This is a genomic window from Acinetobacter sp. ANC 3929 (assembly GCF_000369405.1).
In the GTDB taxonomy this organism is placed as follows: Bacteria; Pseudomonadota; Gammaproteobacteria; order Pseudomonadales; family Moraxellaceae; genus Acinetobacter.
This window is the reverse complement of sequence record NZ_KB849998.1, coordinates 352,202-379,126: the sequence shown is the minus strand read 5'-3', so window position 1 is coordinate 379,126 and position 26,925 is coordinate 352,202. Positions and strand designations below refer to the sequence as shown.

Below are 26,925 nucleotides of genomic sequence, written 5' to 3'. Positions count from 1 at the left end.
TGAACCTGAAGAAAAAACCTGCATTTGCAGGTTTTTTTGTATTTCATTCTTCAAATGATTATAAAAAATCTTTCAGTTCTGGTTTAACGCCATTCCAAATCGAGAAAGCTTCAATGGCTTGCCCGACCAACATTCCAAAACCATCAGTAACAGGGACTTGGCGCTGTTTAGCTTGGTCCAGAAAGCTGGACGGCTTGCCATAAGCCATTTCATAAGCATGATGGAATACTAAGCTTTCAGGCAGTTGCAAGGCATCGCCCGTTAAACTTGCAGAAGTTGCGTTAATCACAAAATCAAACTCACCTGAGAGTTGCTCTAGGCCAATGGCTTTAAGTTCAGTTTGAGGCACAGCATCTTTTAAATCGTCAACGAGTTGTTCAGCACGGGCGAGGGTACGGTTGGCAATGACAATGTATTTTGCGCCTGCCTGTACCAATGGGTAGATCACGCCACGCGTTGCACCACCCGCACCTAGTATCAGAATGCGGCTATTTTCTAAGTTCCAACCCAACGCCTGAATCGCTGCAACCAAGCCCTGACCATCGGTATTGTCACCATAGAGCTTGCCATCTTGCATCCACAAGGTATTCACTGCTTTGGCAATTTTGGCACGTTCAGTCAGTTGTTCACAGAGTACGAAAGCTTGTTCTTTAAAAGGTACTGTAACATTCATACCGATACCATCTTGAGCAAAAAATGCTTTTGTGGTGCTTTCAAAACCATCCAACGGTGCAAGGATTTTTTTATAGTTGAGATCGACCCCAGTTTTTGCTGCGAAAGCGTGGTGTAGCTCGGGTGAGCGGGATTGTTCAATCGGATTTCCAATTACAGCAAATTGTTTGGTCATGAGTGATCAACATGGTGAGGTTGTTTAAAGTTTATAAAGTTGAAGGGGATGCTGCAATATTGATTTACATCTATGACATAGTAATGTCGTGATTTGATCATCAGAACATGATCTGATATTTCCGAACTATTATCTAAAAATTAGCCTCATTATGAGTGTTTTTTTAATTCGACATGCACAAAGTGAAGCGAATGTGAATGGGCGAACTAGATCGCATGCTGCAATTGCGCTGAGCGAGCAGGGTAAGCAACAGGCAAAACAACTTTGTGAAGCGTTACCACCTATTGATCATGTGATTATTTCTAAATATCAAAGAACCTATCAAACCGCACAGCCGATTTTATATAAATATCAGATCACAGCAGAAGTCGATAACAACTTGCATGAGTTTAGTTATCTCTCGGAAAGGAAATGCGCTAACACCAATCTGGATGACCGCAGGCACTGGGTCAACGCTTATTGGGAACGGATGGACTATGAATATCGTGATTCGGATGATGCAGAATCTTTTACTGATTTTTATCTTCGCGTACAACTGTTCCATGAAAAAATAAAACAATTGGCTGAAGTTTATGTAGAGAAGAATTTAGTGATATTTACACACGGTCAATTTTTACAATTATTGCTCACGTTAAAGCATGAACCACAACCTTTGAGCCGAGAGCTCATGCAAAATTTTAGGTTAGATTTAATTCATCGGCCAATTCAAAATACCGCAATATTTTTATTTTAACATTTTTAAAAGACCTCACCCCTAACATCTGAGCTAGGGATGAGTAATATGATTTACTTCTGCAAGCCTAACCAATCTCGTGGCTTTAAATAATAATCGGTGAGACGTTTTTCAGCCGAGTCCGCATCCCATTCAGGACGATATGACCAACCCGCTAGATTGGGTAGGCTCACCAAGATCGATTCAATACGCCCACCAGTTTGTAAGCCAAACAACGTACCACGGTCATAAACCAAATTATATTCAACATAGCGACCACGACGATACAACTGGAACTCACGCTGCGCTTCGGTATAAGGTTGTTGACGATGCTTTTCAAAAATAGGCAAGATCGCTTCTAGATAACCATTACCCACTGCTTGCATGTATTTAAAGCAGGTTTCAAAATCCCACTGGTTCAAATCATCAAAGAATAAACCACCGACACCACGTTGTTCGTCACGATGCTTGAGATAGAAATAATCATCACACCATTGTTTGTGTTCTGCATAAACATGTTCACCAAAAGGCTGACACAGATCATAGGCTTTTTGATGCCAATTCAGCACATCTTGTTCATCTGGGTAGAATGGGGTTAAATCAAAACCACCACCAAACCACCACACTGGATCTTGGCCTTCAGGTTCAGCCACAAATAAGCGAACATTGGCATGAGATGTTGGGATATTCGGATTTTTCGGGTGAATCACCAACGATACGCCCAACGCTTGTGCTTTCGCTCCTGCGATTTGTGGATGACGTTCCGTAGCAGATGCAGGAAGTTTACTAATATTGATGTGGGAGAACATGACCCCACCTTTTTCAATCACTTCACCATTTTGCAGAACACGAGAACGACCGCCACCACCTTCGGTTCGTTGCCAATCATCAATGATAAACTCAGCGGTACCACCGCCTGCACGTTCCTGTTGCTCTAGTCCTGCACAAATCCGTGTTTGTAGATCGAGTAAAAACTCGCGAACACGTTGAATATCAGCTGAAGTCGGGTGCTGCATGATGATCCTCTGAAAGTGATCTAGGGATGGGTTATATCAAAACATAAAACCCATAATAAAAGTAAGGGTTTTTTATTTTTTACAATAAAAACCCTTTAATTGCTTTATTTTTAACCGTTTAAAAAATGAATTAAAAGTCATCTTTTTGATATAGATGATCCATACGTTCACGTTTGGTCTTTAAATATTGTTCATTGAATGGATTCCGACCTACCGTAAGCGGTACACGTTCAACCACATTAATACCCAGATCGGTCAACGCTTTTAATTTAAGTGGGTTATTTGTGACTAGTTTTACTTCTTTAACTTGAAGATGATCGAGCATGATGCTGCACATATCATAACGACGCGCATCAGCAGGCAAGTTTAGTAACAGATTCGCATCAACGGTATCATGTCCTTGATCTTGCAAGGCATAAGCACGGATTTTATTGGTTAAACCAATACCACGTCCTTCCTGACGTAAATATAAAATCACGCCTTGGCCTGCGTCATTAATCAGACGTTGAGTGGCTTGTAGCTGTGGTCCGCAATCACATTTAAGTGAAGCGAAAGCATCGCCAGTTAAGCATTCAGAATGGATGCGAACAAGCACTGGCTTATCTGGAGCCGTTTCTAAACCTTTAGATAGCGCCACATGTTCTTCGCCTGTTACAGGGTCTTGAAACACGGAAATATTGAAGTCACCAAAAGCGGTGGGTAGCTTTGATGTTGCAATAAATTCAATCGGCACAGAGAGCTCACTATGATAATAAAAACAGTTCGAGTATAGCCTAATGTATGAAGATTGCGTGAACTGGAATTTCTGATTTTTCACACAACTTTTTCTTTTTCATACAAAGAACACAATAATGGTTGATAAACAGTGACATAATTCAGGATAATCTATCGGTCATTCTTTATAATTTGCATAAGAATGTTCAGCACTACATCATTCGCACGTGTGGCTGATTGAAGGTAGATCATATTTAATTGTATGATTGCCCCCATTTAAAACCCAGCTTCGGACTTGCCAGGCTTAAAAAGGCTTTGCCACATTATGTTGTATACCGAAATTCCAACTCAACGCCCTGTTACGCCATTGTTAGATGGGATTGACCATCCGCAACAATTACGTCAACTCGAGCAAAGCCAACTTGTACAAGTTGCAGATGAGTTACGTCAATATATTTTGTATGCAGCAGGACAAAGTGGCGGTCACTTTGGGGCAAATTTAGGTGTAGTCGAACTGACGGTCGCATTGCATTATTGTTTTAATACACCAGATGACCGTTTAGTCTGGGATGTGGGGCATCAAGCCTATCCACATAAAGTTTTGACAGGTCGGCGTGATCGCATTACTACGATTCGAAGTAAAAATGGTTTAGCTGCTTTCCCTGCACGTGATGAGTCTGAGTTTGATACCTTTGGTGTTGGTCACTCTTCAACTGCGATTTCAGCAGGTTTGGGCATGGCGTTGGCTCGCCGTTATCAAAAAGATCCGTGCGATGTAGTTGCAATCGTTGGCGATGGTGCAATGACGGCAGGCATGGCTTTTGAGGCAATGAATGATGCGGTTGCCCATGACGCAGACTTGATCGTGGTCTTAAATGATAATGATATGTCGATCTCGTGCAGTACAGGTGGTTTTGCAAAACACTTAGCGGCAATTTGGGAAACAGGCCAACTGGTAAATGTAAATGAACAAGGCGAAGCCTATGTTCAACCGCATCCAAAGTGGACCTATAACTCTCGTTTACACCAATCAGCGACTGACGCAGCTGATAACTTATTTAAAGCAATTGGTTTTGATTATTTTGGTCCATTTGACGGACATGATGTGGAACAGCTTGCACAAGTTTTCCATGCACTCAAAAAACGGAAAGGCCCTCGCTTAGTCCATATCTATACAAAAAAAGGCAAAGGTTTTGCGCCTGCGGAAGCAGATCCGATTACCTATCATGCGATTACCAAGATTGCACCAGCGGCAGCCGCACCAGTAAAAACATTGGTTGTAACAGCACCACCTAAATATTCAGATGTCTTTGGACAATGGTTATGTGATGAAGCTGCTCAAGATGATCGTTTACTCGCAATTACACCAGCAATGTGTGAAGGTTCTGGGATGGTGCAATTCGCACAGCAATATCCAGAACGTTTCTTTGATGTTGCCATTGCAGAACAGCATGCAGTGACTTTAGCCGCAGGTATGGCATGTGAAGGTCTTAAACCAGTTGTTGCGATTTATTCAACCTTCTTGCAACGTGGTTATGATCAATTGATTCATGATGTTGCCTTGCAAAATCTGGATGTCACGTTTGGTATTGATCGAGCTGGTTTGGTGGGTGAAGATGGCCCAACCCATGCTGGTGCTTATGATTATGCGTATATGCGTACCGTACCAAACATGGTGATTATGGCACCGAAAGACGAAAACGAATGTCGTCAAATGCTACATACAGCTTATCTTTATAAAGGACCAACTGCGGTACGTTATCCACGTGGTGTCGGTACAGGTGTTGAAATTCAACAACAGATGACAGAGATGGAAATTGGTAAAGCTGAAATCGTTGCAGAATTTAATGTGGATGCCGAACAACAGATCAGTATTCTTGCTTTTGGTAGCCGTGTTGCAGCATCAATTGAAGCAGCTCAGCAATTGGCGGACAAACACGCGATAGGTGTGCGTGTCGTGAATATGCGCTTCGTGAAACCACTTGACGAACAAATACTTCGTGATTTGGCGCCTCGAACTCAACTCTTTGTAACCGTAGAAGAACATGCGGTTATGGCAGGTGCGGGTAGTGCGGTGAATGAGTTCTTGGCACATGCGAAGATTCTTAAGCCAATGTTGAACATTGGTTTACCAGATAGCTTCCTTCATCAGGCAACACATCAGCAGATGTTGCAAGATTGTGGTTTAGACAGTCAGGGAATTTTAGCTTCAATTGAGCAAGCTTGGTTTTAAGCGATAAGCTCATGTAAAAGCGAAAATAATTTTTCGCAACATTTTTCCCCTAAAAGCGCTTATATTTGCTAGAATATACGCGCTTTTATGCATTATTCTTTGTCAAAATCTTCAAATTTGTAGTGGGTGTTCAATGGAACCTATGGTGGTTATGGCTGCGCGTGCGGCTCAAACAGTTGGTCAAGAGCTTTTAAAGGCACATCAGAATCGTCATAAACTCGATTTGCAAGTTGAAGAAAAAGGCATTGATGGTCCAGTAACGCGTGTCGATCGTTACTTGGAGCAACTTACAATTGATACCCTCCGCAAAAGCTATAAAAATCACAGCTTCCATGGCGAAGAGTTTGGTTTCCAAGAAGGTAAAGGTCACGATGCAGATTGGTGCTGGGTGATTGATCCTTTAGATGGCACTCAAAACTTTATCAATGCTTTCCCACATTTCTGTATTTCTATCGCTGTACAGCATAAAGGTGTAACTCAGCACGGTGTGATCTATGATCCTGTGCGTGATGAACTATTTTCTGCAAGTCGCGGTCGTGGTGCAGTGATGAACCAACGCCGTATCCGTGTCAATGTAAAAGAAAGCTTGGAAAGCACATTCCTTGCAGTCGGTCATCCGTTCCGCGCAAAGCGTAATGGTGAAATTGTTTCTTATGCAGAGCAGCATTTCGCTTCATTATTGGCTGTGACCAAATCAGGTGCTCAAATCCGTCGTGGTGGTTCAGCTGCTTTAGATTTGGCTTATGTTGCTGCAGGCCGTTTTGATGGCTTCTTTGAACTTGGTTTAAAACCATGGGATATCGCTGCGGGTGAGTTGATTGTAAAAGAAGCGGGCGGTGTGGTTGTTGATGCTCGTGGTGGCAATGATTCATTTGATAATGGTCAAGTGATTGCGTGTTCAATGAAAATGTTAAAGCCGTTGATGCAAACAGTTGTTCCTGCTTGGGGCGATGCTGCAAAATAATTTTTAGATTTTAAAAAAAGAGTAGCATTAGCTGCTCTTTTTTTTGTGCAGTAGAGCGGGAAGAACGAAAAGCTGAAATAAAAACAAAAAAATTGTATTGATTAAATAAGCACCCCAATATGGCGGGGCATGCATTGAAGTCAAATATGCAATAAAGAATTGCCCAGTGACAATTACAGAGCACACTATAAAATATAGCGTAGGGTGTTTACGGTTAAAGCTTAACAAGAAAGATAGAGCTTGAGTAATAAAGTAGACTGAGAAAATTAGCCAGCTAAATATAACTCCTTCAAAAGGGTATTTAAAAATATACTCAGGGTCATGCCTGATAAGGTAATCATCAATTCGATTGCCACTTAACACGATATTGAGACTGCCGATTAACCATAAGGCGAAAAATAGGATTGGTATTAAAAACTTTTTCAACTTATTTTTCATATCGAAGTTAGAGTAATCTATTGTTACCAAAAAGAATAATTGTGCATTTAGTGGAAGTGTATAGTTTATTTGTGAGCGCTAAGCTCAGTATTTTCTAAAAAAACGTGACTTTCTTAAACTTTCTGCTATAATCCGCCCACGCACTTAAATTCCAGTTCATTACCTGAACATTCAGTTCTATTCATATTAGCGCACGCTGTCCGTAGAGAGGACCACATCTTGCGCCCAAATCGCTTAGCGATTCTTCAGGTTGAAGCAGTAATCAAGCGTGCGTTTAGTCCACATCGTCGTTATTCGGATCGCCGCTGAACTTCATCTATTTTTCAGCTTGAGTCGCTTTGCCGCTTGTTGCCGATGTCTATTTTTTTTTGTATTTATTAAAATGGAGCACCCATTAGGGTGAAACTCTCTATGAGCAAAACTTTTGCCGAATTTTCTTTACACGAAACCTTACAACAAGCGCTTGAAGGTTTAGGTTTTACCACTCCAACTCCTGTGCAAGAACAAGCGATTCCCGCTGCGTTAGAAGGGAAAGATTTATTAGTTTCGAGCCAAACTGGTTCAGGTAAAACAGCTGCATTTTTACTTCCAACGTTAAATGCATTAGCAGGCGAAGAAGCATTTGTTTCTTTTAAAGACCGTATGAAAGCGGTAACTCAGCCGACTATTTTAGTTATTTCTCCTACACGTGAATTGGCTCAACAAGTAAGCCAAGACGCGATTGCATTTGTACGTCACATGAAAGGTGTTCGTATTGCTGCAATCATGGGTGGTATGCCTTTTGGTAAGCAAATTCAACAGCTTAAAGGTGCACAAGTTGTCGTTGCGACTCCTGGTCGTTTACTTGACCTTGTAAACCGTCGTCAAATTAAACTTGATAAAGTTGAATCATTAATTGTTGATGAAGCTGACCGTATGCTTGATCTAGGTTTCTCTGAAGATCTAGAAGCAATTGGTGAATTAGCTGCAAACCGTAAACAAACATTAATGTTCTCTGCAACATTTGCGGATCGTATTATTCGTCTTGCTGAGCGCATGATGAATGATCCACAACGTATTGCAATCGAAACTGGTCACAGCACCAATACTGATGTAACGCAAACATTGCATTGGACAGACGGTTTTGAACACAAGAAAAAATTACTTACGCATTGGTTATCTGACGAATCAGTAGATCAAGCTGTTGTATTCGCAAGCACGCAAGAAGATACAGATATGCTTGCTGAAGAACTAGCTGAAGCTGGTCACTCAGTTGTTGCGTTGCACGGTGCAATGCCACAAACCGTTCGTAACCGTCGTTTACGTAGCATTCGTGAAGGTCGTGCAAAAATCTTAGTTGCAACTGACGTTGCGGCGCGTGGTTTAGACGTACCAACAATTTCACACGTAATCAACTTCGGTTTACCGATGAAAAATGAAGACTATGTACACCGTATCGGTCGTACAGGTCGTGCGGGTCGTACAGGTCAAGCCGTTACTTTAGCGACTTACCGTGAGCGTGGCAAAATCCGTGCTTTAGAAGATTACTTAGATGCACGTTTAAATGTATCTGAAATCGAAGGTTTAGAGCCATCTCCACCTCCTGCTCGTTCAGGTCGTGATGGTGGTGGTCGTGGCCGTGATGGCGGTGGTCGTGGTCGTGGCGGTCGTGATGGCGGTCGTGGCGGTTTCGGTGGTGGTCGTCGTTTTGAAGGCGAAAGCAACTTTAAACGCCGTGAAGGTGGTGATGACCGTCCACGTCGTAGTTTCGATGACAAACCTCGTGGCGAACGTCCATCATTTGGTGGTGAAGATCGTCCACGTCGTGAGTTCAACTCAGATCGTCCGCGTCGCGAAGGTGGTTTTGAAGACCGTCCAAAGCGTAGTTTCGGTGGTGAAGATCGCCCACGTCGTGAATTCAATTCGGACCGTCCACGTCGTGAAGGTGGTTTTGAAGATCGTCCAAAGCGTAGTTTCGGTGGTGAAGATCGTCCACGTCGCGAGTTCAATTCTGATCGCCCACGTCGTGAAGGTGGTTTCAACGATAAACCGCGTTTTGACTCGAATGATGACAACCGTGGTAACCGTGTAGATTACAAACCACGTCGTGAAGGTAGCTTCGGCGACCGTCCAAAACGTGATTTCGGTGATCGTCCAGCTGCACCGCGTGAAGGTGGTTTTGGTGACCGTCCAAAGCGTAGTTTTGGCGGTGAAGATCGTCCAAAACGTACCTTTGGTGGTGAAGATCGTCCAAAGCGTACCTTTGGTGGTGAAGATCGTCCAAAACGTGATTTCGGTGATCGTCCACAACGTGAAGGTGGTTTTGGTGACCGTCGTCGCAAAAACGATTTTTAATCGTTAAAAACCGATAAAAAGAAGAAGCCAGTTGAAAAACTGGCTTTTTTATTTTCTGTTAGTCATGTAAAATGTAAAAAATGTGTACTAATTCAAATTTTATATAAGAAATGAATAGCGTTAAGCAAAATAACAGTCTTTTGAGTCAAATATGGTCATTCATGTGTAGTGAAGGGCTACCGTGTCTATTTGTCATTTTGATGCTATGTAATGGCTTATTTTTCGCTTATGCGCTTTTTGATAACAATCATTCTGATTCTTTTAATGTCAATTCTCATCAAACGACCAGCCAAGTTGTTTCAAAGAATAACTACATAAATTAAATAATCTTCATACATCAGTTATCAAAATAAAAACAAGCGTTTAATCTTTCAGTGTATAGTATGCGTGCATAAAAAGTGCAGGAATATGCCATTATGAATAACAAATCTCCTCTCGATACAGAAGCCTTAATTGAAGTTAAAAACTTGAGCTTTAATCGAGGAGAACGCGTCATTTATGACGATATCAGTCTTAAAATTCGACGTGGTCAAATTACTGCAATTATGGGACCGTCTGGTACGGGTAAGACGACTTTATTACGGTTGATCGGTGGGCAATTGGTACCTGATCACGGTGAAGTGCTGCTCGACGGTAAAAATATTGCGACAATGTCGCGTCAAGAATTATTCGCTGCACGTGCGCGTATGGGCATGCTGTTCCAGAGTGGTGCATTATTTACCGATATGTCGACTTACGAAAATGTCGCTTTTCCAATCCGGGCACACACCAAATTACCTGAACATATTATTGCAGAATTAGTTGCTTTAAAACTTGAATCAGTCGGCTTGCGTGGTGCTGAGCAGTTAATGCCATCAGAGCTTTCGGGCGGGATGAATCGTCGTGTAGCTTTGGCACGTGCAATTGCGTTAGATCCTGAACTGATTATGTATGACGAGCCATTTGCAGGCCAAGATCCAATTGTGATGGGTGTTTTAACGCGTTTAATCCGCTCATTACGAGATGCCTTAGATTTAACCACGATTATCGTCTCACATGATGTTGCTGAGACTTTATCAATTGCTGATTATATTTATGTAGTGGCGGAAGGCAAAATTCAGGGTGAAGGTTCACCTGAACAATTGAAAAATCATGCATCGCCATTTGTACGTCAGTTTTTAACAGGTTCAATTGAAGGACCTGTGGAATATCAATTTACTCACCAAGCATATTTAGATAACGAGGTTCGTCCATGAATGCGATTGCCTGGTTAGGTAGACTCGTTATTGAGCGGATAAAGGGGATTGGTGCTGCGGCATTGATGCTCTTGCAAGTTTTATTTGCCATGCCATCGAAAGGCGGATTTCAGCGTTTTGTGTATCAAATGTATCGTGTTGGGGTGATGTCCCTGCTGATTATTGCTGTTTCAGGCCTGTTCATTGGTGCTGTTCTCGGTTTGCAGATGTATAGCATTCTGGTCACTTTTGGCAGTGAGGCAATGCTCGGTACCGCAATTTCACTCACCTTGTTGCGTGAACTTGCATCTGTGGTTGCCGCTCTGTTATTTGCTGGTCGAGCAGGTTCAGCACTAACTGCTGAAATTGGTTCCATGAAACAGAGTGAACAACTTGCCAGTATGGAAATGATTGGTGTTGACCCACTTCGCCAAATTGTGGCCCCGCGTTTATGGGCTGGTATTGTCAGCCTGCCGATGCTCACCGTAATTTTTGCAACCATTGGTATTATTGGCGGCAAACTGGTTGGTGTTGATTTTTTAGGGGCGGATGAAGGGTCATTTTGGAGTGGTATGCAAAGCAGCGTGCAATTCTGGCATGACATCTTTAATGGCACCATCATCAAAAGCATTGTATTTGCTTTAATTTGTACATGGGTAGCGGTATATCAAGGTTATGCTTGTGATCCGACGCCAGAAGGTATCGCGACTTCGATGACGAGAACGGTCGTATACTCTTCACTTTGTGTATTAGGTTTTGATTTCGTGTTGACTGCGGTCATGTTCGGAGGGATTTAATGAAATCACGTACTAGTGAGCTGGCCGTAGGTATTTTTGTCATTATCTTCGGTATCGCTCTATTTTTTCTTGCAATGAAAGTTAGTGGTTTAGTCGGTACGAATTTACGTGATAGCTACAGCATGACAGCGCAGTTTGATAACGTAAATGGTTTAAAGGCGCGTGCGAAAGTAACCATGAGTGGTGTGACTATTGGCCGTGTTGAATCAATCACGCTTGATCCTGTAACGCGTTTAGCAACCGTTAAATTTGATCTGGATGGTAAATTAACCAGCTTTAGTCCTGAGCAACTCAAAGAAGTGCAAAAGAATGCGCTTGAAGAATTGCGCTATAGCTCTGATTATCAACAGGCCGATGCTGCGAAACAAAAAGAAATGGAACAGCAACTTATCAGTAACATGACATCCATCACAAGTTTGGATGAAGATGCTTATATAATGGTTGCAACCAATGGTCTTTTGGGTGAGAAATATTTGAAAGTTGTTCCAGGTGGTGGTGTGAACTACCTTAAACGTGGTGATGTCGTTTCAAATACCCAAGGTACAATGGATTTAGAAGATTTAATCAGTAAGTTTATTACTGGTGGTGCGGGTAAAGCCACATCGAGCTCAACCTCTGCAGAGAGTCCTGCTTCTCAACCAGCTACGGCTGAAGCAGAACCTTCTTTTGTTGAGTAATTCAGGTTAGGAGATTGAAGTGAACACATTATTGAAACAAACTCTAACAGCAAGCGTATTATCAACAATGCTTGCAAGTGCGGCATTTGCAGCACCAACAGAGACCCCACCTGATTTTGTTAAACGTGTGGCTGATGGCTTAATTACGCGTTTAAAAGCAGATAACGCTAAATTACAGAATAACCCAGCTTTAGTTAGAACAATTATTCGTCAAAACCTTGATCCGTATGTAGATTCGCAAGCATTTACACGTATTGTGCTCGGTACTTACGCGAATAATCAATATACGACTGCTGCACAGCGTGCTCAGTTTGAGCAAAACTTCCGTGCCGTGATTATTGAAAACTATGGTGGTGCTTTCGCGAAATATACTAATGAAAGCTACACCATGCGTCCTTTCAAATCGACCAATAGCAAGAACCCAGTGGTAACATTGGACTTCTTACATAATGGTGAGAAAATCCCTGTATCGTTCCAGTTAACAGATAAGGGCGATCAGTGGAAAGTACGTAATATCAATGTTTCTGGTATTGATCTTGGTTTGCAATTCCGTAACCAGTTTGCTGCAACCGTTCAGCGTAATGGCGGTGACATCAATAAAGCGATTGCAACCTTTAAACCTGATGCAGAAGCTGCAACCAGCAAAAAATAAGTAGGTGATGGGTGATTCAGTATATTGATCAGCTGTTAATCGTTTCAAAAACGATTAACTTTGCGAATGCAGAACAGATTTATCAGGCAGGTTTGAAGCATATTCGACAACATAAGGATTTTCCTTTGGTTGTAGATTTGGCTCAGCTTGAACAAGGTAATACTTTATCTTTGGCGGTCTTGGTGCAATGGTTGCGCCAGACGCCTGAAAATAAGGGGCTGCATTTTAAAAATGTGTCTGAAAAAATGCTGAAGATTATCCAAGCCTGCCATCTGCAAGATGATTTGAAATTAATTTGATGAAATCTTGTCGATATAAAAAAGCACCGTAAGGTGCTTTTTTATTAGATCCATTTCTTCCAACGGAAGTAAAACATGGGTAACACTAAGAATGCTATCAGAATACCGATGACGATCCAAAAACTTAAGCTGCCATGAGCAAAAGGTAGCACATCAGTGTTCATCCCATAAATACTGGCAATCAGCATCGGTGGCGCAAGCATGCTTGGTAAAATCGAGAATCGACGAATGGTATCGTTCTGCTCGGTATTAATGAATCCAGAGGTGGTATCCAGTAAGAATCGCACTTTTTGGAATAAGAAGGCATCATGTTCAACCAGTGAGCGAACGTCTTCACTCAACTCGCGAATGTCGGCATCATAAATATGACTGCCCAATGCGCGTGGGCGCGCTAAAAAGGTCAATACTCGACGTAAATCAATTAAACAGAGTTGTGCCTTTCCCAGCATATCTTCTTGTTGGGCTAAGCGCGTAATCATGTCATCTAGATCTAAAATTTTCTCGCGATGATGGTTATTCAGAACTTCTGTGGAATATCGTTCCAAGTCCTTGTGGATATCTTCCAAGATATCCGCAAGCTCATCCAGTTTCGCTTCAAGTAAACCGAGTAAGATCCATGTTGGATCTTTATAGTCCATATCATAGTCATTACGACGAGCGCGGGCACGGAATGCACGGAATGCGACCAGCTTTTCACCACGCATGGTGAATAAGCGATCTTTATGCAAAATAAATGCAACTGTTTGTACCATTGCTAACATGGGTAAGGAGTCGTCTGCATCGCCATCGACTTGATAATTTTTATTCTTTGTTAAAAAATAGGTGCTGATATGCAAAATTCCATCATCATCGCGGTAAAATCGTGCAGATGAGGAAATGTCTTCAAGTGACTTTAAGGTCGGTAAGTTTTGCTCATAGGCATCCAAGACCCATTGTTGTTCTTCTTGGGATGGCGCGATGAGATCAATCCAAACCAGTTCAGGGTGGAGATCAAAACTTCCATTAATGGTTGCATCTTCTAGACTACCGCGCTCTGTGGCATAAAAGGCTTCAAGCATGTCTTTTTTCCTCGCGCAGTCGATGTAAATTTTCGGCCTTTTACCGAAAAGCAGCGTGTATTTTAGACAAGGATGAAACGAAAAACACTTGCCTAAACGCTATTTTCTCAAAAATCTTGTTACATAGCCTACTTTATCAGCATGACAGTTATATAAAACGGTTTTAATTGTATGAATTCTATATGTGTTTTCTGTGGTTCGTCTCTCGGTAATGATCCCATTTATCAGCAAATGGCGCAGGCAACAGGCCAGACAATTGCAGCACAGGGGAAAACCCTGGTGTATGGTGGTGGTCGTTCGGGGCTAATGGGTGTGGTGGCGGATAGTGCCTTACAGGCAGGTGGGCGAGTGATTGGGATCATTCCAAATGCTTTGGTGGATCGAGAGCTGGCTCACACCGGTTTAACCGAATTGCATATCGTGAATAATATGCATGAACGTAAAACCAAAATGGCTGAGCTATCTGATGCTTTTGTGGCCTTGCCGGGTGGGGCAGGAACTTTGGAAGAAATTTTTGAACAATGGACCTGGAGTCAGCTCGGAATTCATCAAAAACCTTGTGCATTTTTAAATGTTGACGGTTTTTATGATGACTTGATTAAGATGCTACAAGCTTCAGTTGAGCGTGGTTTTAGTCAGGAACGTTTTGTGGATCGCTTAATTGTAGCGGAGCAAATTAATGATATTCTGGCGGCATTTTCGGTATATCAGCCTGTGACACCAAAGTGGACGTCGACCACTGAAATTCAAGCTTAAGGATCAACTCGTGAAAACCATCACTGTGGCAGCTGCCGTCATTTTAAATAAACAAAACCAATTGCTGTTAGTGCGTAAGCAAAATACTCAGGCATTTATGCAAGTGGGTGGCAAGCTTGAGGTTGATGAAGCGCCTGAAGTGACGATGCAACGTGAAATTTTGGAAGAAATTGGCTGTGAATGTGAACTGACGCAATTCATTGGTCAGTTTGAGACTGCTGCAGCCAATGAGCCTGATCATGTTTTGGTGAGTTATGTCTATGCGGTTAAATTAAAACAGATGCCACAAATTGCAGCGGAAATTGCGGAAATGAAATGGATTGAACTTGATGATCAGTCCACTTTATTGGCCCCGTTGACTAAAGAGGTTGTGATTCCTTGGTGTCAGCAAAATCGAATGAATTGATTGATGGATTTTGTGCGGCTGCTACGCAGACACTGTAGATTTGTTGGCAGCCGAGTTGTTCCAAGACTTTGGATAGTGCCGTAATTGAACTGCCAGTCGTGAGTACATCATCGACAATTAACACTTTGCGGTAACGAATCGGGTTGGGTGGTGCTGCGACAAATTGTTGTTCAATATCTTCCAGCCGTTCCAAACGTGACAGGCCTTTTTGTGAATGCTGTGCTAAGCGTTGTACAGGTTGCCATACAGGGACATTTAAGTGAGTACTCAGTGATTTGGCCAAAAGCAGGGCCTGATTAAAACCACGTTCGGTTAGACGATCAACCGAAATGGGCATCGGTACAATCGCATGAACTTTTGGAAGTCTGACTTGTAATAACAGGCCATTCAATAAACGTTGATGGTGTAGTTTTTGTTCATATTTAAACTGTTGAATGATGCGGTCAATCGGATACTGATAATGACAGGCCACCAGAATTTGCTGTTGATTCCGTTCAATGCTTTGTTTGAACCAAGGTAATTGTTGCCAGCAACTCTGGCAGACGCCAAAGTGTCGTTTCATGCCGATGTCACAGAGACTGCAAGGCGTAAAATAATCAAACAGTTGCTGCGCCGATGCGCCAAGTCGTTTAAACATAGGCATATCTTGGGGCTTCAGGCAGCCAGCGTTTTAATAATCCTTCCGCATGTTGTGGATAGTCTTTTAAAATTTGCTCAGCGACGTAATGCGCTTGTGTGAGTAAATGATCATCTCGTTCTAAACGTGCGACACGGAAGCCCATATCCCCCGTTTGCTTGGTTCCTAACAATTCACCGGGGCCACGTATTTCTAAATCTTTTTCTGCAATGATAAAACCATCATTACTCTCACGGAGAATCGACAGACGTTCTTGACCGTTTTGTGATAAAGGGGTCTTATAGAGTAAGGCACAGAAACTGGCGGTGGCACCACGACCCACACGACCACGAAGCTGATGCAGTTGCGATAGTCCTAAACGTTCCGCATTTTCAATCACCATAATAGACGCATTCGGTACATCGACCCCAACTTCAATCACCGTGGTGGCAATCAAAAGCTGTGACTGATTGTCCTTAAATGCTTGCATGACTGCTTGCTTTTCATCTGCTTTCATCTTGCCATGTACCAGACCAATGTTGATGTCTGGAAAGCGATCTTTAATCTCTTGGTATGTGGCTTCTGCCGCTTGCGCATCCAGCGTTTCAGATTGTTCTACCAAGGTACAGACCCAATAAGCTTGTTTACCTTCGCGGCAATTGCTGGCAATGCGTTGCAGTACCTGTTCACGACGCTCTAAGGGAATCGTTACCGTCTGAATTGGCGTTCGACCAGGTGGTAACTCATCAATAATAGAGGTATCCAAATCACCATAGGCACTCATGGCTAGAGTGCGAGGAATAGGGGTTGCCGTCATCACTAATTGATGCGGAGTAAATTGATCAGCCCCTTTGTTGCGTAAAGCAAGCCGTTGATCGACCCCGAAACGGTGTTGTTCGTCAATAATGACCAAGCCTAGTTTGGAAAATCCAACCGTGTCTTGAAATAGCGCATGGGTACCTACGATCAGTTGGGCATGACCTTCTTTGATTTGTTGTTCCGCTAGGGTTCTGGCTTTACCTTTTTGTTTGCCAGAAAGCCATGCCACCTGAATGCCCAAGGGCTCAAACCAGCGTTTAAAGTTTAAATAATGCTGTTCAGCTAAAATTTCAGTCGGTGCCATAAGTGCCACTTGCCAATCTGCCTCTAAGGCGTGACACGCCGCGACTGCGGCCACTAAGGTTTTACCTGCGCCTACATCACCTTGTACCAAGCGCAACATTGGCTGATCTTGTTTAAGATCCTGCAAGATTTCTTTGGATACACGCTTTTGTGCGTTGGTCATCTGGAAAGGCAAGCCTTCCAATAGCTTCTTCGCAAGTACTTTACTGCTGCTAAAGCGTGGCGCAGCAATCTGGCGGATATAAGCACGACGTGTTAACAAACTGATTTGATGCGCGACCAGTTCTTCAAAAATCAGACGTTGTTGCGCTGGATGCGAACCTTGATTGAGCTGTAACATGTTGGCATCAATCGGTGGTTCATGAATGTAATGCAAGGCTTGTTTAAGCTCATAACCATTGCTGTACTTGCTAGGCAGTAATTCAGGTAAGTCATCACTATGATGCTGCAAGGCTTGGCGAACATATTCGCGTAGCTTGGGTTGAGTCAGCCCCTCGGTACTCGGGTAAATCGCAGTGAGTTGCGTCTTGGGCAAAGGCGTGTGTTGCTGGATCACTTGAATTTCAGGATGATAAAGCTCTAAACCACGTGCACCCACTCGAACTTCACCAAAAATTCGCAGTTGTTGCCCCATCTTGATGCGATCAGTCAAGCCTTTATAAATGTGGTAAAAGCGCAAAGTTACTTTGCCAAAATCGTCTTGCACTAAAGCGGCAAGGGATTTTTTTTTCCCAGGCGGGAAATCCACAGACCGTACTTCACCTTCAAGTAAATAACTTCGTCCAACGATCAGCTGATTCATTGGAATAATAGTGCTACGATCTTCATAGTCACGGGGAAGATGGAATAACAAATCATCCGTGCTAAAAATATGAAGCTTTTCTAATAGGGTCGCTGCGGCAGCACCAACGCCTTGTAATTGCTGGACTGATGTCATCTCTGCTCAAAGGGTGTGTATGCATATTTTATTTATTGGTTATGGTAAAACATCTCAGCGTGTCGCTAAACACTTATTTGAGCAAGGTCACCACATTAGCACAATTAGTCGCAGTGAAAAAACAGATTATTACGCGACGCATTATATTCAGGACATCCAGCAACTTGATTTAACTGGGCTGCCGCCTGTTGAGATGGTATATGTACTACTTGCACCTGCACAAAGTGGTATTGAGGCTTATCAACAGACCTATCTAGACAGCGTTGAGCCAATTGTACACGCACTCCAAGCGCATCCTGTACAACGCATCATTATAGTTTCGTCTACCCGTGTTTATGGAGAAAATGCAGGAGAGAGAATTGATGATGAGTCGCTGATACAGCCTGCTGATGAGCAAGGGCAGATCCTGCGGAAGATGGAGTTACTTTGGCAGGCGCATTATCCAAAGCAAAGTATTATTGTTCGTCCTACAGGGATTTATGGTACATCGATTGCACGGTTAACCAAGCTGGCCGAACAAACGTCGACTTATCCAACGATTCATTTTAGTAATCGTATTCATATTGATGATTTAGCAAAGTTTTTGGCACTATTAATTAATTTATCTAAAGTGCAAAAGAGTTATCTCATCACCAATAATACGCCTTTACCGATGCATGAAATTCTGCTGTGGTTTCAGCGGCAATTAAATTTACCGCATTTAAAACTATTGTCAGAGCAACACACGGGTAAGCAAATTTATGCCACACGCTTGATTGGCACTGGCTTTCAATTTGACCATTTGATTTGCTTTAATGACTATGCAGCAGCCTTATTGGTACATAGTAATGAAAAATAATTAGATTACACTGTAAAGAAAGTTTAAATAGTTGGTATGTATTTTGAATCTAAAATACGAATAGATTCCGTAAAGGAACCGCCTGAATTGAGCACATGGTTTGCGGCGAGGTGTAAAGGTGATACATGAGAAAAATAATTTGCATGATCTTACTGGGATTAATCACGACAGCGAGTTGGGCTGTTGAGCAGACATGGTGCGTGTTTGATCCTTTAAGTACTCAGGGTGATATTAGTCGTCGTTTGCAAGACATTCGTCTGTATGCATTGCAGAATCAAGTTCAGTTAAAACTACAAACTTTTAAGAATGAAAGTGAGGCGATACAAGCATTTGATCAGCGTAAATGTTCGGGTTTGGTGGCATCTAATTTTAATACCTATCGTTATAACCGTTTTATGGGTACAACAGGGGGAATTGGACTGATCCCTAATAATCGTATTGCGCGGGTGTTTCTACAACTGCTGAATAATTCAAATATCGAAAAACGAATGGTCAGTGGCAATTATGAAGTGGTGGGGATGATTCCAATTGGCACCGCCTATATGATCATGAATACTGAGCAAATCAGTAAAGTCTCTCAGTTAAAGAATAAAACAATCGGGATCCTCGCAGATAATCCACCGCAACAGGCTTTGGTGCAAAGTGTCGGAGCAAAACCAATTTATATTGATTTTGCTAATGCGATTGAATCGTTTAAGCAGAAGAAAATTGATATCTTAGCTGCCCCCGCTTATGGGGTACTGCCTTATAACTTAAAAAAAGAGTTTGGTGAGTCGACCCAGGTGGTGAATTTTCCTGTCGCTTATTTTGCTGTAAATGTGGTGATTCGTCCGCAAGCTTATCCTGCAGCTTTTGGGCATAAAATTAGAGCTTGGTTTGTTAGTAATAGTCATATTTTGGCTGCACAAGCGATGCAGTGGGAAAATCATTTACCGGCTTATTATTGGGCTGATGTATCGAACTTTGAAAAGCAAGGTTATGAAGCGATGGTTGCCAAGATTCGAAATCGTTACGTCGATTCGGGCTATTACGATGCTTATTTTGTCGAGTTGATCAAGCGTTTGAGATGTTTGGATGATCCAAAATATTTAGAGTGTCGCAGATAATCATCTAAGAAAAATGCAACCGAAGTTGTAATATTAATCAGTGAATCATAATTTGTGATGACTGATTTAAAATCTCCCCTAACCCCTCTTTAAAAAGAGGGGAATATTGAGAATCTAAGAGAATTTTAGATGTCTGAAACTCCCTCCTTTGACAAAGGAGGGTTGGGGGAGGATTTATTTTCTATTTAAGCTTTCTTGCGTTTTAAGCGGCGTTTGGCTTGTTGAGACGCCATAGCCTCTAATGCTTCTGCTAACTCTTCATCGCTAAATGTGGTGATGTGCTGCAGCATTTGGAGCGTAGTCTCGTCTAAGACCAGTTGTGCGCCTGCCGCCATTTCACTAAAGTTATCATCATATTCAATGAAACCTTGCTCATTATTGCGAATATAATTTTGCTGAGTCAGCACTTTAATAAAGCTTTGGAATAAAGCTTTATCGAAGAACTCTGGTGAGTTGAACTCATACAATACAGATAAGCGTTGACCTAACAGGTGACTAAGTTCTTCAACTTGCTTGGTCGAAATATTACCTGAACCACGCTGAGTAATCAGTGCAAGCGTCATGTAGTAGCGTTCTAAACTTTGCTTTACGGGTAGCGCTAAAGTGACTAGCTTTTGATGTTCTTCGCTGTTTGGTGTCGGGCTGAATAAATTGCCGTCATGATCTTGGAAAATCAAACCGATTTGGACCAAAGCATCGATATAATTATCAATCTGCTTTTGCAACTCAGTAGGTTGCCATTTCATAAATAATTCAGCTTTTAAGAACGGATACAAAGTACGGATCACGTTGCTTAAATCATTCTTGTGAATTTTACCATTGTGCTCAACCAGAGAAGCGACTAACGATGGTAAAACAAAGGCATGCAAAATATTGTTGCGGAAATAGGTCAGTAATACAGCTTGATTGTCTTCAATCGCAATAATATCGCCTAGCACATGTTGTACACGTTTGATGAGCTTGAGCTTAAGGCCATAAGCAATAATCTCTTTGCCTGACAATGAAGTGACTTGTGTGCGCTCATCATATGGTCGTTGTGTGGCCAAATCGCGGTAAATGTCGAGTTGCTTCGCGCAAATTTCTTCATCTAAAGTGTGTTTTGGTGTCGCCAATAAAATTAAAGAAAGCAATGACACTGGGTTGATCACCACAGCACGGTTGATATTTTCTAAAATCAGATTGGCTGAGCTTGCAACGACATTGGAAATTTCTGTGGTGCTTGCGCTATCTACTTGAATATTTTCAGCACCCTGTTGTTTCAAAATATCGTTCAGGAATACAGGCTCACCAAAGTTGACATGCACTTTACCGAAGATACGTTCAATTTTACGTAAGGTTTTTACGATACCAAAAATGGATTCCGCTTCTTTAGGTTGGCCTTGCATTTCACCGACATAGGTGGAGCCTTCCATCAGACGCTCATAACCAATATAGGTGGGTACAAAGACGATAGGTTTTGCCGGACCACGTAAATGGCCTTGAATGGTCATCGCCAACATACCTGTTTTGGGTGGTAATAAACGACCTGTACGTGAACGCCCGCCTTCAATAAAGTATTCGATAGGCGTATTGCGCGATAAAATACTGTATAAATATTCTTTAAATACAGAAGTATAAAGTGCATTGCCACGGAAAGAACGACGGATAAAGAATGCACCACCACCACGTAATAACTGACCAACGAATGGAAGGTTAAGGTTATCACCAGCGGCAATATACGGAATCATCAAGCCACGTTTATAAATCACATAGGACAATAATAAATAGTCGATGTGACTACGATGGCACGGGGTATAAACGATTTCATAGTCTTTTGCCAGCTCACGTACAGTGCTGAAATTATGGACTTCTACGCCGTCATAAAGCTGTGTCCATAAGCGGGTTAAAGCCATATCGGCAAAACGCACCGCAGATGCTGAATAGTCAGACACGATCTCATTGACATAACCAATGGCACGACGCTCAGCTTCGAGCATACTGATTTTATGCTGAATGCTTTCACGACGAATGGCATCTTGTACCTCAGAGGACTTGACCACCGATTGCATCACATTGCGACGGTCTGACAAGTCAGGACCAAGCACCACTTCACGTTGCTGATCTAAATAGGTATCTAAAGAACTGGCAATATAGGTTGCTGGCGAAATATTTGGGTGATTGCTCTTGGCATAATCTACCAACTCGCGCAAAGATTGTGGTTCATGGAACTCTAAATAAGACTGGCGACCATGCAAACCAATATTCATCAGTTGTTTGACTGTACCTGGAGTCGCCCAAGTGTCTGAGAATAATAATTTGAACCAAGAATCTTCTTTATCGGGTGAACGTCCCCAAAGTACAGTTACAGGGACCAATTGAATATCGGTATCTGCATTTTGTTCTAAGGCTTCGACCAGTTGTAACAGGCGAGGTGGGAATGTTTGAGTATTAAAAAAATTATTTTCGTTATGATGTAAAAACAAGACTGAATTTTTTTCTTGATAGCTCCCAAAACTCAAGGGATCTAATGCAGGCTTTAAATTGAGGCGGCGGGTCTCACCATCAACAACTAAGGCATTACTACGCGAATAATTTTGTAAAACATAGCAAACTAACTTATTTGAATCGGTTGTGTTTGGCTCTGTAGTGGTGGATTCTGTAGGAACTTCACCAAGAACATGTGGGGTTACCACAAGGTCAAGTAACTTACTCGAAAGTTGGCGATACATTTGACCAAATCCAGTCTTGGACATTACAAACTCCTAAATAATAATCCTGACATCGAGTCATGATGAACCCGACATTCTGCGATATTCTTACATGAAACGGTATGTTATTTTCTGACAAAATATAGCGTATTTGGTAGATTTTATCGTTAAAAATCGTATTTTTAGCCGCTATAAATACATATTCGGATAATCAATCCATCATTATCGTGACGGATGAATCATTTTATCCTGACCATTGTCATTTGAATTTGTGGCACAATCAAAATTATCAACCCTGAAAGGATTGGTTGATCTCTCCTCATTGATGTTGGAAGGCTATTACATGAATGCGTTAACTCAAGAATTGGTAGAACTGTTGACTCTGGAAAAGCTTGAAGAGCATATTTTTCGAGGCAATAGCCGCAATTTGGTAGGCAAGCGAGTATTCGGTGGGCAGGTTCTTGGACAAGCCTTGAGAGCGGCATCTTATACCACAGATCGTCCAGCACACTCTTTACATGCCTATTTCCTGTATGGTGGCGATGTTAATGCACCAATCATTTATGAAGTTGAGCCACTCCGAGACGGTAAGAGCTTTGCCAGTCGGCAGGTCCGTGCGATTCAACATGGTCGTACTATTTTTTCTGCCATGGTCTCTTTTGCCAATCCAGAAGAGGGTCTGAACTATCAACACAAAGAGCCAGAGTATCCTGAACCAGATACATTGAAGTCTGAGAATGAACTGAAAGAAAGTCTGATTAATTTTGTGCCTGAAAATGTACGTGCCAGTTTCATGCGTGAACGTCATGTGGAAATCAGACCAACACAATTGATTAATCCGTTTCAACCCCAGCCTGAAGCACCGTTTTATGCGCACTACATTCGTACGCATGATCAAATCCCGCAGAATATTGATGAGATTTCATTACATCAGGCGATTGTGGCGTTCTATTCAGACTTTACTTTGATGACGACGGCTTTACGTCCACATGGTTTGTCATGGATTTCTCCAAATCTACAGTGTGCCAGTATCGATCACACTATTTATTTCCATCGCCCATTACGTGCGGATGAATGGATGCTGTACGACATGGAAGCAACGATTAGTGCCAGTTCACGCGGCTTAAATTTTGGGCGAATGTGGCAAAATGGTCAGTTGGTCTGTAGTACCGTGCAAGAAGGTTTGATTCGGCTCAGAGAAATCGAAACCCAGTAAAAACTAAAGCAGTACTAAAGCCATCATTATGATGGCTTTTTTTATCATAAGGATGTGACAAAAAATTGCTCGATTCTTCAACATGAGCATGCCATAGTACCGATAAGTTAAATGTTTACCCATTAAACAATGAATTTAAATACACAAATTTTAATTGCAGCAGTGCTTGGCGTGGCCTTTGGTTTTCTATTGCTTGCCTATCCGCAAACTGCATTTGTTGAATATAGTCTTTACGGGCTAGGCATCCTAAGTAGTGTTTTCATTGGTTTATTGAAAATGTTACTGATCCCATTAATTTTTAGTTCGATTGTGGTCGGTGTTTCCAACTTGCAGGCAGGCGGGCAGTTTGGACGTGTCTGGAAAATTACTGCACTGAGCTGTTTGACTACCACCACTTTGGCACTTATTTTGGGGATTAGCTGTGCGCATCTGTTTGATGTGGGCAAAGGGGTGGATATCCAACTGTTCCAAGCCGCAATGGACAGCCACCAAACCCCAGATACTTTAACCCCCTCAAGTTTTGTCACCACTTTTATTCAAAACACTTTAATAAATCCATTTAAGGCATTCAGCGAGGGCAATGTACTTGCCGTGGTGGTATTTGCCTTATTCCTTGGTGTGGCTTTGGTGAAGGGGGGAGAGCGTTTTGCTTTAGTTCGTAATATCAGTCAGCAATTCTTTGACATCATGATGATGCTAGTGGGCTGGGTGATGAAGCTTGCACCAATTGGGATTTTTGCTTTATTGGCTAAGTTAATTGCCACAGAAGATCTCTCTGTGCTCAGTCGTTTGGTTGAATTTGCTGCGGTGGTGACAGGGACAACCATTTTCCATGGCGTGGTGGTGTTACCTGCTTTGCTGTGGATTTTTGGTCGTATGGACCCGATCACCTTCTTTCGAGGGGCGAGAACGGCCTTGGTCACAGCATTTGCCACCAGTTCAAGTTCAGCGACCATGCCGCTGAGTATGAAGTGTGCACAAGAAAATTTGGGTGTGAGACCGCAAACTGCTGGTTTCGTGATTCCTTTAGGTACACAGCTGAATATGGATGGTACGGCTTTATATGAAGCCGCTGCGGCTTTATTTATTGCAAACCTGATGGGTTTGGATTTGAGTTTAACCCAGCAGGTTATTGTCTGTTTAACCGCCATGATTGCTTCATTGGGTGCGCCAGGGATTCCGAGTGCAGGTATGGTGACCATGATTATGGTGCTACAGTCTGTTGGCTTGCCTGCTGAGGCGATTGCGATTTTACTGCCGATTGACCGTGTGTTAGATACCGTCCGTACAGTGGTCAATGTACAAGGCGATATGATGATTAGTGTCGTGGTTGATCGCTACGCGAAACAGGCAGAAGCTGAATCAAGCTGATCGGATTGGCTGCAAAAAAGCAGGAGATGACTCCTGCTTTTTTATTCTATAAAAGCATGTTTATGCGGCGGGTTGTAAGGCGCGTTTTGCCGCTGGAGAATTATTCAAATAATTCACAGCATCTTGTGTATTGCCTTCTTTGACTGGGTCATACCAAGGCATGAGGTAATCAATCTGTTGTGCAACTAACCATGCAGGACCTGGCAAGATTTTAGCGTCTTTTAATGCGATCTTCGACCATTCGATCCAGATCCACGGTTTAAATAAGCTTGGTTTCTTGTCAGCAAAACGAGGATCTTGGCTCATGATATGTGCAGCACCATCGACCCATAGGCCAAGTACACCGATAATGACGGCAACACTCATGTAGTAACGTGCGATATAACCACCGCCCAAATGACGATAGAGATCAAATGCAACGGTACGGTGTTCAATTTCTTCAGAGCCATGCCATTTAATCAGATCGATCATTTCTGGATCTGCGCCAAGTTCTTCCCAACGCTTGTTGTACAGTGCATATTTGCCCAGTACACAGGTCATGTGCTCAACAGTCGCAATCACACCTAGACGGAATAAATCCCACTGATGCTCGAGTGCTTTCGGAATTTCTTTATCGAAAGGCTTGTCTGCCAAGACCTTGGTGAATAAGAAATCCATGATGTCGAGGTTGCGCTGAATATCAATATTGCGTTGCGTCAAATATTCTTTATTGGCAGAGGTGTGGGCAACGGCATGCATTGCTTCCTGACGAATAAAGGCTTGGACGTCTTGCTTTAATTTTTCATCGGTAATTTCTGGAAGGACTTTGTTATATAAACGGCAAAACCAAAACTCACCAGCAGGTAAAATATTGTTAATTTCATTAATAAAATAGCTGGCAAAAGGCTGGTTTGGAATCCAATCCACTGGTGTATTTTCCCAGTCAAATTTTACTTTGCGTGGGAGGATTTTATAGTCAATCGAAGAACCAAGAACTTTGTTCTTCACAAATGATATTAATTTCATCGTTTAGTCCTAATCGATAGTGCAATGAACCAACACTAAGCAGTATATGAAAACTGCCTAGTGTTTGTGTTTAGCAATTCGGGACAATTAAAAATTATTTTATGCAACTTGATGCATAAAATGCACTTTTTATTCTTGGATGTCAGTTTCTGAGGCTTCGGGGATTTGGCTGAGGTCAAATTCCGCCGGTTGATCAAGGGTGTAATTCAAACGGCCTGCCATGACAGTTGCCAGTTCTTCTAGGCCAATACGATTGAGTGATGAGAACAGTTGAATCGAGAAATCGAGTTTGATTTTCTTCAATTGCTGTTTTACATCGAATAAAACTTCGTTGGCAGGACCACGGTTCAACTTATCTGCCTTGGTCAGCAGGATATGTACAAATAAATGACGTGAATGTGCCCATTCCAACATCATCAAGTCAAAGTGTTGTAAAGGATGGCGAATGTCCATCAATAAAACCAAGCCTTGCAAGCTTTTACGGTGGATTAGATAATTTTCGAGTTCTTTCTGCCACACGATTTTCATCGCCTCAGGCACAGCCGCATAACCATAACCAGGTAAATCGACCAAGCGTTGATCTGGATTACCCAAGCTGAAAAAGTTGATCATTTGGGTACGGCCTGGTCTTTTTGAGGCGCGTGCAAGTTGTTTTTGATTGGTTAATGCATTGATTGCACTTGATTTACCCGCATTAGAACGACCTGCAAATGCAATTTCATAGCCTGTATCTTCTACGCATAAAGCCAGTTTTGGCGCACTCATCAAAAATTCAGCTTGGCGTAACCAAGTCAAAGACTGTACTGCATATTCCGTTAATGCAGGGTCAGCCTTTTTTTCATAACTGATTTTTTGTTTAGGTGCGAGTTTGGCTTTGGTGTCTTTCGATTTTTCACTGCGACGCATAGAA

At 42.3% G+C, this 26,925-nt stretch carries 24 protein-coding genes; 15 read left to right on the top strand and 9 right to left on the bottom strand.

The features are described 5' to 3' along the window. Nucleotides 1-58: 58 nt before the first annotated feature. Entirely contained in the window at nucleotides 59-847 is a 789-nt protein-coding gene (gene aroE, locus F909_RS14455; protein ID WP_005147199.1) for a shikimate dehydrogenase, read from the bottom strand. A gap of 151 nt (nucleotides 848-998) precedes the next feature. On the opposite strand from aroE, the gene F909_RS14460 reads away from it, so the two are divergent. Then, complete coding sequence (locus F909_RS14460; RefSeq protein ID WP_005147196.1) at nucleotides 999-1,580, top strand: histidine phosphatase family protein; 582 nt, start codon at nucleotides 999-1,001, stop codon at nucleotides 1,578-1,580. A 53-nt stretch (nucleotides 1,581-1,633) separates the two neighbouring features. Here the strand turns inward: F909_RS14460 and hemF are convergent, their stop codons facing one another. Both hemF and ribA read right to left on the bottom strand, forming a co-directional pair. Beyond that, complete coding sequence (gene hemF, locus F909_RS14465; RefSeq protein WP_005147193.1) at nucleotides 1,634-2,575, bottom strand: oxygen-dependent coproporphyrinogen oxidase; 942 nt, start codon at nucleotides 2,573-2,575, stop codon at nucleotides 1,634-1,636. 130 nt (nucleotides 2,576-2,705) lie between these two features. Next, nucleotides 2,706-3,308 (bottom strand): GTP cyclohydrolase II, encoded by a 603-nt coding sequence (gene ribA / locus F909_RS14470; protein ID WP_005147191.1) that lies wholly within the window; start codon nucleotides 3,306-3,308, stop codon nucleotides 2,706-2,708. Nucleotides 3,309-3,614: 306 nt separating this feature from the next. On the opposite strand from ribA, the gene dxs reads away from it, so the two are divergent. The 8 genes from dxs to F909_RS14515 all read left to right on the top strand — a co-directional run bounded on the left by dxs (nucleotide 3,615) and on the right by F909_RS14515 (nucleotide 12,897). Beyond that, nucleotides 3,615-5,522: a 1-deoxy-D-xylulose-5-phosphate synthase gene (gene dxs, locus F909_RS14475; RefSeq protein WP_005147189.1), complete on the top strand. Its 1,908-nt coding sequence runs from the start codon at nucleotides 3,615-3,617 to the stop codon at nucleotides 5,520-5,522. Between the two features lie 133 nt (nucleotides 5,523-5,655). Then, nucleotides 5,656-6,486, top strand: a complete 831-nt coding sequence (locus F909_RS14480) for an inositol monophosphatase family protein (protein ID WP_005147188.1) — start codon at nucleotides 5,656-5,658, stop codon at nucleotides 6,484-6,486. Nucleotides 6,487-7,335: 849 nt separating this feature from the next. Further along, nucleotides 7,336-9,258: a DEAD/DEAH box helicase gene (locus F909_RS14490; protein WP_005147186.1), complete on the top strand. Its 1,923-nt coding sequence runs from the start codon at nucleotides 7,336-7,338 to the stop codon at nucleotides 9,256-9,258. 416 nt (nucleotides 9,259-9,674) lie between these two features. Beyond that, nucleotides 9,675-10,493, top strand: a complete 819-nt coding sequence (locus tag F909_RS14495; protein WP_005147185.1) for an ABC transporter ATP-binding protein — start codon at nucleotides 9,675-9,677, stop codon at nucleotides 10,491-10,493. Continuing rightward, nucleotides 10,490-11,269 (top strand): lipid asymmetry maintenance ABC transporter permease subunit MlaE, encoded by a 780-nt coding sequence (gene mlaE / locus F909_RS14500; protein ID WP_005147184.1) that lies wholly within the window; start codon nucleotides 10,490-10,492, stop codon nucleotides 11,267-11,269. The genes F909_RS14495 and mlaE overlap by 4 nt, the downstream gene beginning before the upstream one ends. Continuing rightward, on the top strand, nucleotides 11,269-11,946 hold the full coding sequence (locus tag F909_RS14505; protein ID WP_005147183.1) for an outer membrane lipid asymmetry maintenance protein MlaD: 678 nt from the start codon (nucleotides 11,269-11,271) through the stop codon (nucleotides 11,944-11,946). Before mlaE ends, F909_RS14505 begins: the two co-directional genes overlap by 1 nt. 19 nt (nucleotides 11,947-11,965) lie before the next feature. Next, nucleotides 11,966-12,598: an MlaC/ttg2D family ABC transporter substrate-binding protein gene (locus F909_RS14510; protein WP_005147182.1), complete on the top strand. Its 633-nt coding sequence runs from the start codon at nucleotides 11,966-11,968 to the stop codon at nucleotides 12,596-12,598. A gap of 11 nt (nucleotides 12,599-12,609) precedes the next feature. Next, nucleotides 12,610-12,897 (top strand): STAS domain-containing protein, encoded by a 288-nt coding sequence (locus F909_RS14515; RefSeq protein ID WP_005147176.1) that lies wholly within the window; start codon nucleotides 12,610-12,612, stop codon nucleotides 12,895-12,897. Nucleotides 12,898-12,941: 44 nt separating this feature from the next. Here the strand turns inward: F909_RS14515 and F909_RS14520 are convergent, their stop codons facing one another. Next, the gene (locus F909_RS14520; protein ID WP_005147175.1) at nucleotides 12,942-13,955 is read right to left on the bottom strand and encodes a magnesium and cobalt transport protein CorA; all 1,014 of its coding nucleotides are present in this window, start codon (nucleotides 13,953-13,955) and stop codon (nucleotides 12,942-12,944) included. Between the two features lie 171 nt (nucleotides 13,956-14,126). Between F909_RS14520 and F909_RS14525 the strand changes: the two genes are divergently transcribed. Next, nucleotides 14,127-14,711, top strand: coding sequence for an LOG family protein (locus F909_RS14525; protein WP_005147174.1), 585 nt, complete (start codon nucleotides 14,127-14,129; stop codon nucleotides 14,709-14,711). A gap of 10 nt (nucleotides 14,712-14,721) precedes the next feature. Then, nucleotides 14,722-15,117, top strand: a complete 396-nt coding sequence (locus F909_RS14530; protein ID WP_005147171.1) for an NUDIX hydrolase — start codon at nucleotides 14,722-14,724, stop codon at nucleotides 15,115-15,117. On the opposite strand, the gene F909_RS14535 is transcribed toward F909_RS14530, so the two are convergent. Together F909_RS14535 and recG are read right to left on the bottom strand one after the other, a co-directional pair. Further along, entirely contained in the window at nucleotides 15,071-15,754 is a 684-nt protein-coding gene (locus F909_RS14535) for a ComF family protein (protein ID WP_005147169.1), read from the bottom strand. The genes F909_RS14530 and F909_RS14535 overlap by 47 nt on opposite strands. Beyond that, complete coding sequence (recG, locus tag F909_RS14540) at nucleotides 15,747-17,792, bottom strand: ATP-dependent DNA helicase RecG (protein WP_005147165.1); 2,046 nt, start codon at nucleotides 17,790-17,792, stop codon at nucleotides 15,747-15,749. The genes F909_RS14535 and recG overlap by 8 nt, the downstream gene beginning before the upstream one ends. A 19-nt stretch (nucleotides 17,793-17,811) precedes the next feature. Here recG and F909_RS14545 point away from each other — a divergent pair, with 19 nt between their 5' ends. Together F909_RS14545 and F909_RS14550 are read left to right on the top strand one after the other, a co-directional pair. Then, nucleotides 17,812-18,630: a Rossmann-fold NAD(P)-binding domain-containing protein gene (locus tag F909_RS14545; protein ID WP_005147163.1), complete on the top strand. Its 819-nt coding sequence runs from the start codon at nucleotides 17,812-17,814 to the stop codon at nucleotides 18,628-18,630. 125 nt (nucleotides 18,631-18,755) lie between these two features. Beyond that, complete coding sequence (locus F909_RS14550; RefSeq protein ID WP_005147155.1) at nucleotides 18,756-19,736, top strand: putative solute-binding protein; 981 nt, start codon at nucleotides 18,756-18,758, stop codon at nucleotides 19,734-19,736. Nucleotides 19,737-19,921: 185 nt separating this feature from the next. Here F909_RS14550 and plsB read toward each other — a convergent pair whose 3' ends face one another. Beyond that, nucleotides 19,922-22,468, bottom strand: coding sequence for a glycerol-3-phosphate 1-O-acyltransferase PlsB (gene plsB / locus F909_RS14555; protein ID WP_005147153.1), 2,547 nt, complete (start codon nucleotides 22,466-22,468; stop codon nucleotides 19,922-19,924). 298 nt (nucleotides 22,469-22,766) lie between these two features. Here plsB and F909_RS14560 point away from each other — a divergent pair, with 298 nt between their 5' ends. Both F909_RS14560 and F909_RS14565 read left to right on the top strand, forming a co-directional pair. Continuing rightward, nucleotides 22,767-23,639: an acyl-CoA thioesterase gene (locus tag F909_RS14560; protein WP_005147150.1), complete on the top strand. Its 873-nt coding sequence runs from the start codon at nucleotides 22,767-22,769 to the stop codon at nucleotides 23,637-23,639. Nucleotides 23,640-23,768: 129 nt separating this feature from the next. Continuing rightward, nucleotides 23,769-25,010, top strand: a complete 1,242-nt coding sequence (locus F909_RS14565; protein WP_005147149.1) for a dicarboxylate/amino acid:cation symporter — start codon at nucleotides 23,769-23,771, stop codon at nucleotides 25,008-25,010. A 60-nt stretch (nucleotides 25,011-25,070) separates the two neighbouring features. On the opposite strand, the gene F909_RS14570 is transcribed toward F909_RS14565, so the two are convergent. Both F909_RS14570 and yihA read right to left on the bottom strand, forming a co-directional pair. Then, entirely contained in the window at nucleotides 25,071-26,015 is a 945-nt protein-coding gene (locus F909_RS14570; RefSeq protein ID WP_005147148.1) for a metal-dependent hydrolase, read from the bottom strand. Between the two features lie 129 nt (nucleotides 26,016-26,144). Further along, nucleotides 26,145-26,921: a ribosome biogenesis GTP-binding protein YihA/YsxC gene (yihA, locus tag F909_RS14575; protein WP_005147147.1), complete on the bottom strand. Its 777-nt coding sequence runs from the start codon at nucleotides 26,919-26,921 to the stop codon at nucleotides 26,145-26,147. Nucleotides 26,922-26,925 lie beyond the last annotated feature (4 nt).

Coding starts and splice junctions, on each gene's coding strand:
- aroE (WP_005147199.1), bottom strand. CDS start 847: ATGACCAAACAATTTGCTGTAATTGGAAATCCGATTGAACAATCCCGC.
- F909_RS14460 (WP_005147196.1), top strand. CDS start 999: ATGAGTGTTTTTTTAATTCGACATGCACAAAGTGAAGCGAATGTGAAT.
- hemF (WP_005147193.1), bottom strand. CDS start 2,575: ATGCAGCACCCGACTTCAGCTGATATTCAACGTGTTCGCGAGTTTTTA.
- dxs (WP_005147189.1), top strand. CDS start 3,615: ATGTTGTATACCGAAATTCCAACTCAACGCCCTGTTACGCCATTGTTA.
- F909_RS14480 (WP_005147188.1), top strand. CDS start 5,656: ATGGAACCTATGGTGGTTATGGCTGCGCGTGCGGCTCAAACAGTTGGT.
- F909_RS14490 (WP_005147186.1), top strand. CDS start 7,336: ATGAGCAAAACTTTTGCCGAATTTTCTTTACACGAAACCTTACAACAA.
- F909_RS14495 (WP_005147185.1), top strand. CDS start 9,675: ATGAATAACAAATCTCCTCTCGATACAGAAGCCTTAATTGAAGTTAAA.
- mlaE (WP_005147184.1), top strand. CDS start 10,490: ATGAATGCGATTGCCTGGTTAGGTAGACTCGTTATTGAGCGGATAAAG.
- F909_RS14505 (WP_005147183.1), top strand. CDS start 11,269: ATGAAATCACGTACTAGTGAGCTGGCCGTAGGTATTTTTGTCATTATC.
- F909_RS14520 (WP_005147175.1), bottom strand. CDS start 13,955: ATGCTTGAAGCCTTTTATGCCACAGAGCGCGGTAGTCTAGAAGATGCA.
- F909_RS14525 (WP_005147174.1), top strand. CDS start 14,127: ATGAATTCTATATGTGTTTTCTGTGGTTCGTCTCTCGGTAATGATCCC.
- F909_RS14535 (WP_005147169.1), bottom strand. CDS start 15,754: ATGTTTAAACGACTTGGCGCATCGGCGCAGCAACTGTTTGATTATTTT.
- recG (WP_005147165.1), bottom strand. CDS start 17,792: ATGACATCAGTCCAGCAATTACAAGGCGTTGGTGCTGCCGCAGCGACC.
- F909_RS14545 (WP_005147163.1), top strand. CDS start 17,812: ATGCATATTTTATTTATTGGTTATGGTAAAACATCTCAGCGTGTCGCT.
- F909_RS14550 (WP_005147155.1), top strand. CDS start 18,756: ATGAGAAAAATAATTTGCATGATCTTACTGGGATTAATCACGACAGCG.
- plsB (WP_005147153.1), bottom strand. CDS start 22,468: ATGTCCAAGACTGGATTTGGTCAAATGTATCGCCAACTTTCGAGTAAG.
- F909_RS14560 (WP_005147150.1), top strand. CDS start 22,767: ATGAATGCGTTAACTCAAGAATTGGTAGAACTGTTGACTCTGGAAAAG.
- F909_RS14565 (WP_005147149.1), top strand. CDS start 23,769: ATGAATTTAAATACACAAATTTTAATTGCAGCAGTGCTTGGCGTGGCC.
- F909_RS14570 (WP_005147148.1), bottom strand. CDS start 26,015: ATGAAATTAATATCATTTGTGAAGAACAAAGTTCTTGGTTCTTCGATT.
- yihA (WP_005147147.1), bottom strand. CDS start 26,921: ATGCGTCGCAGTGAAAAATCGAAAGACACCAAAGCCAAACTCGCACCT.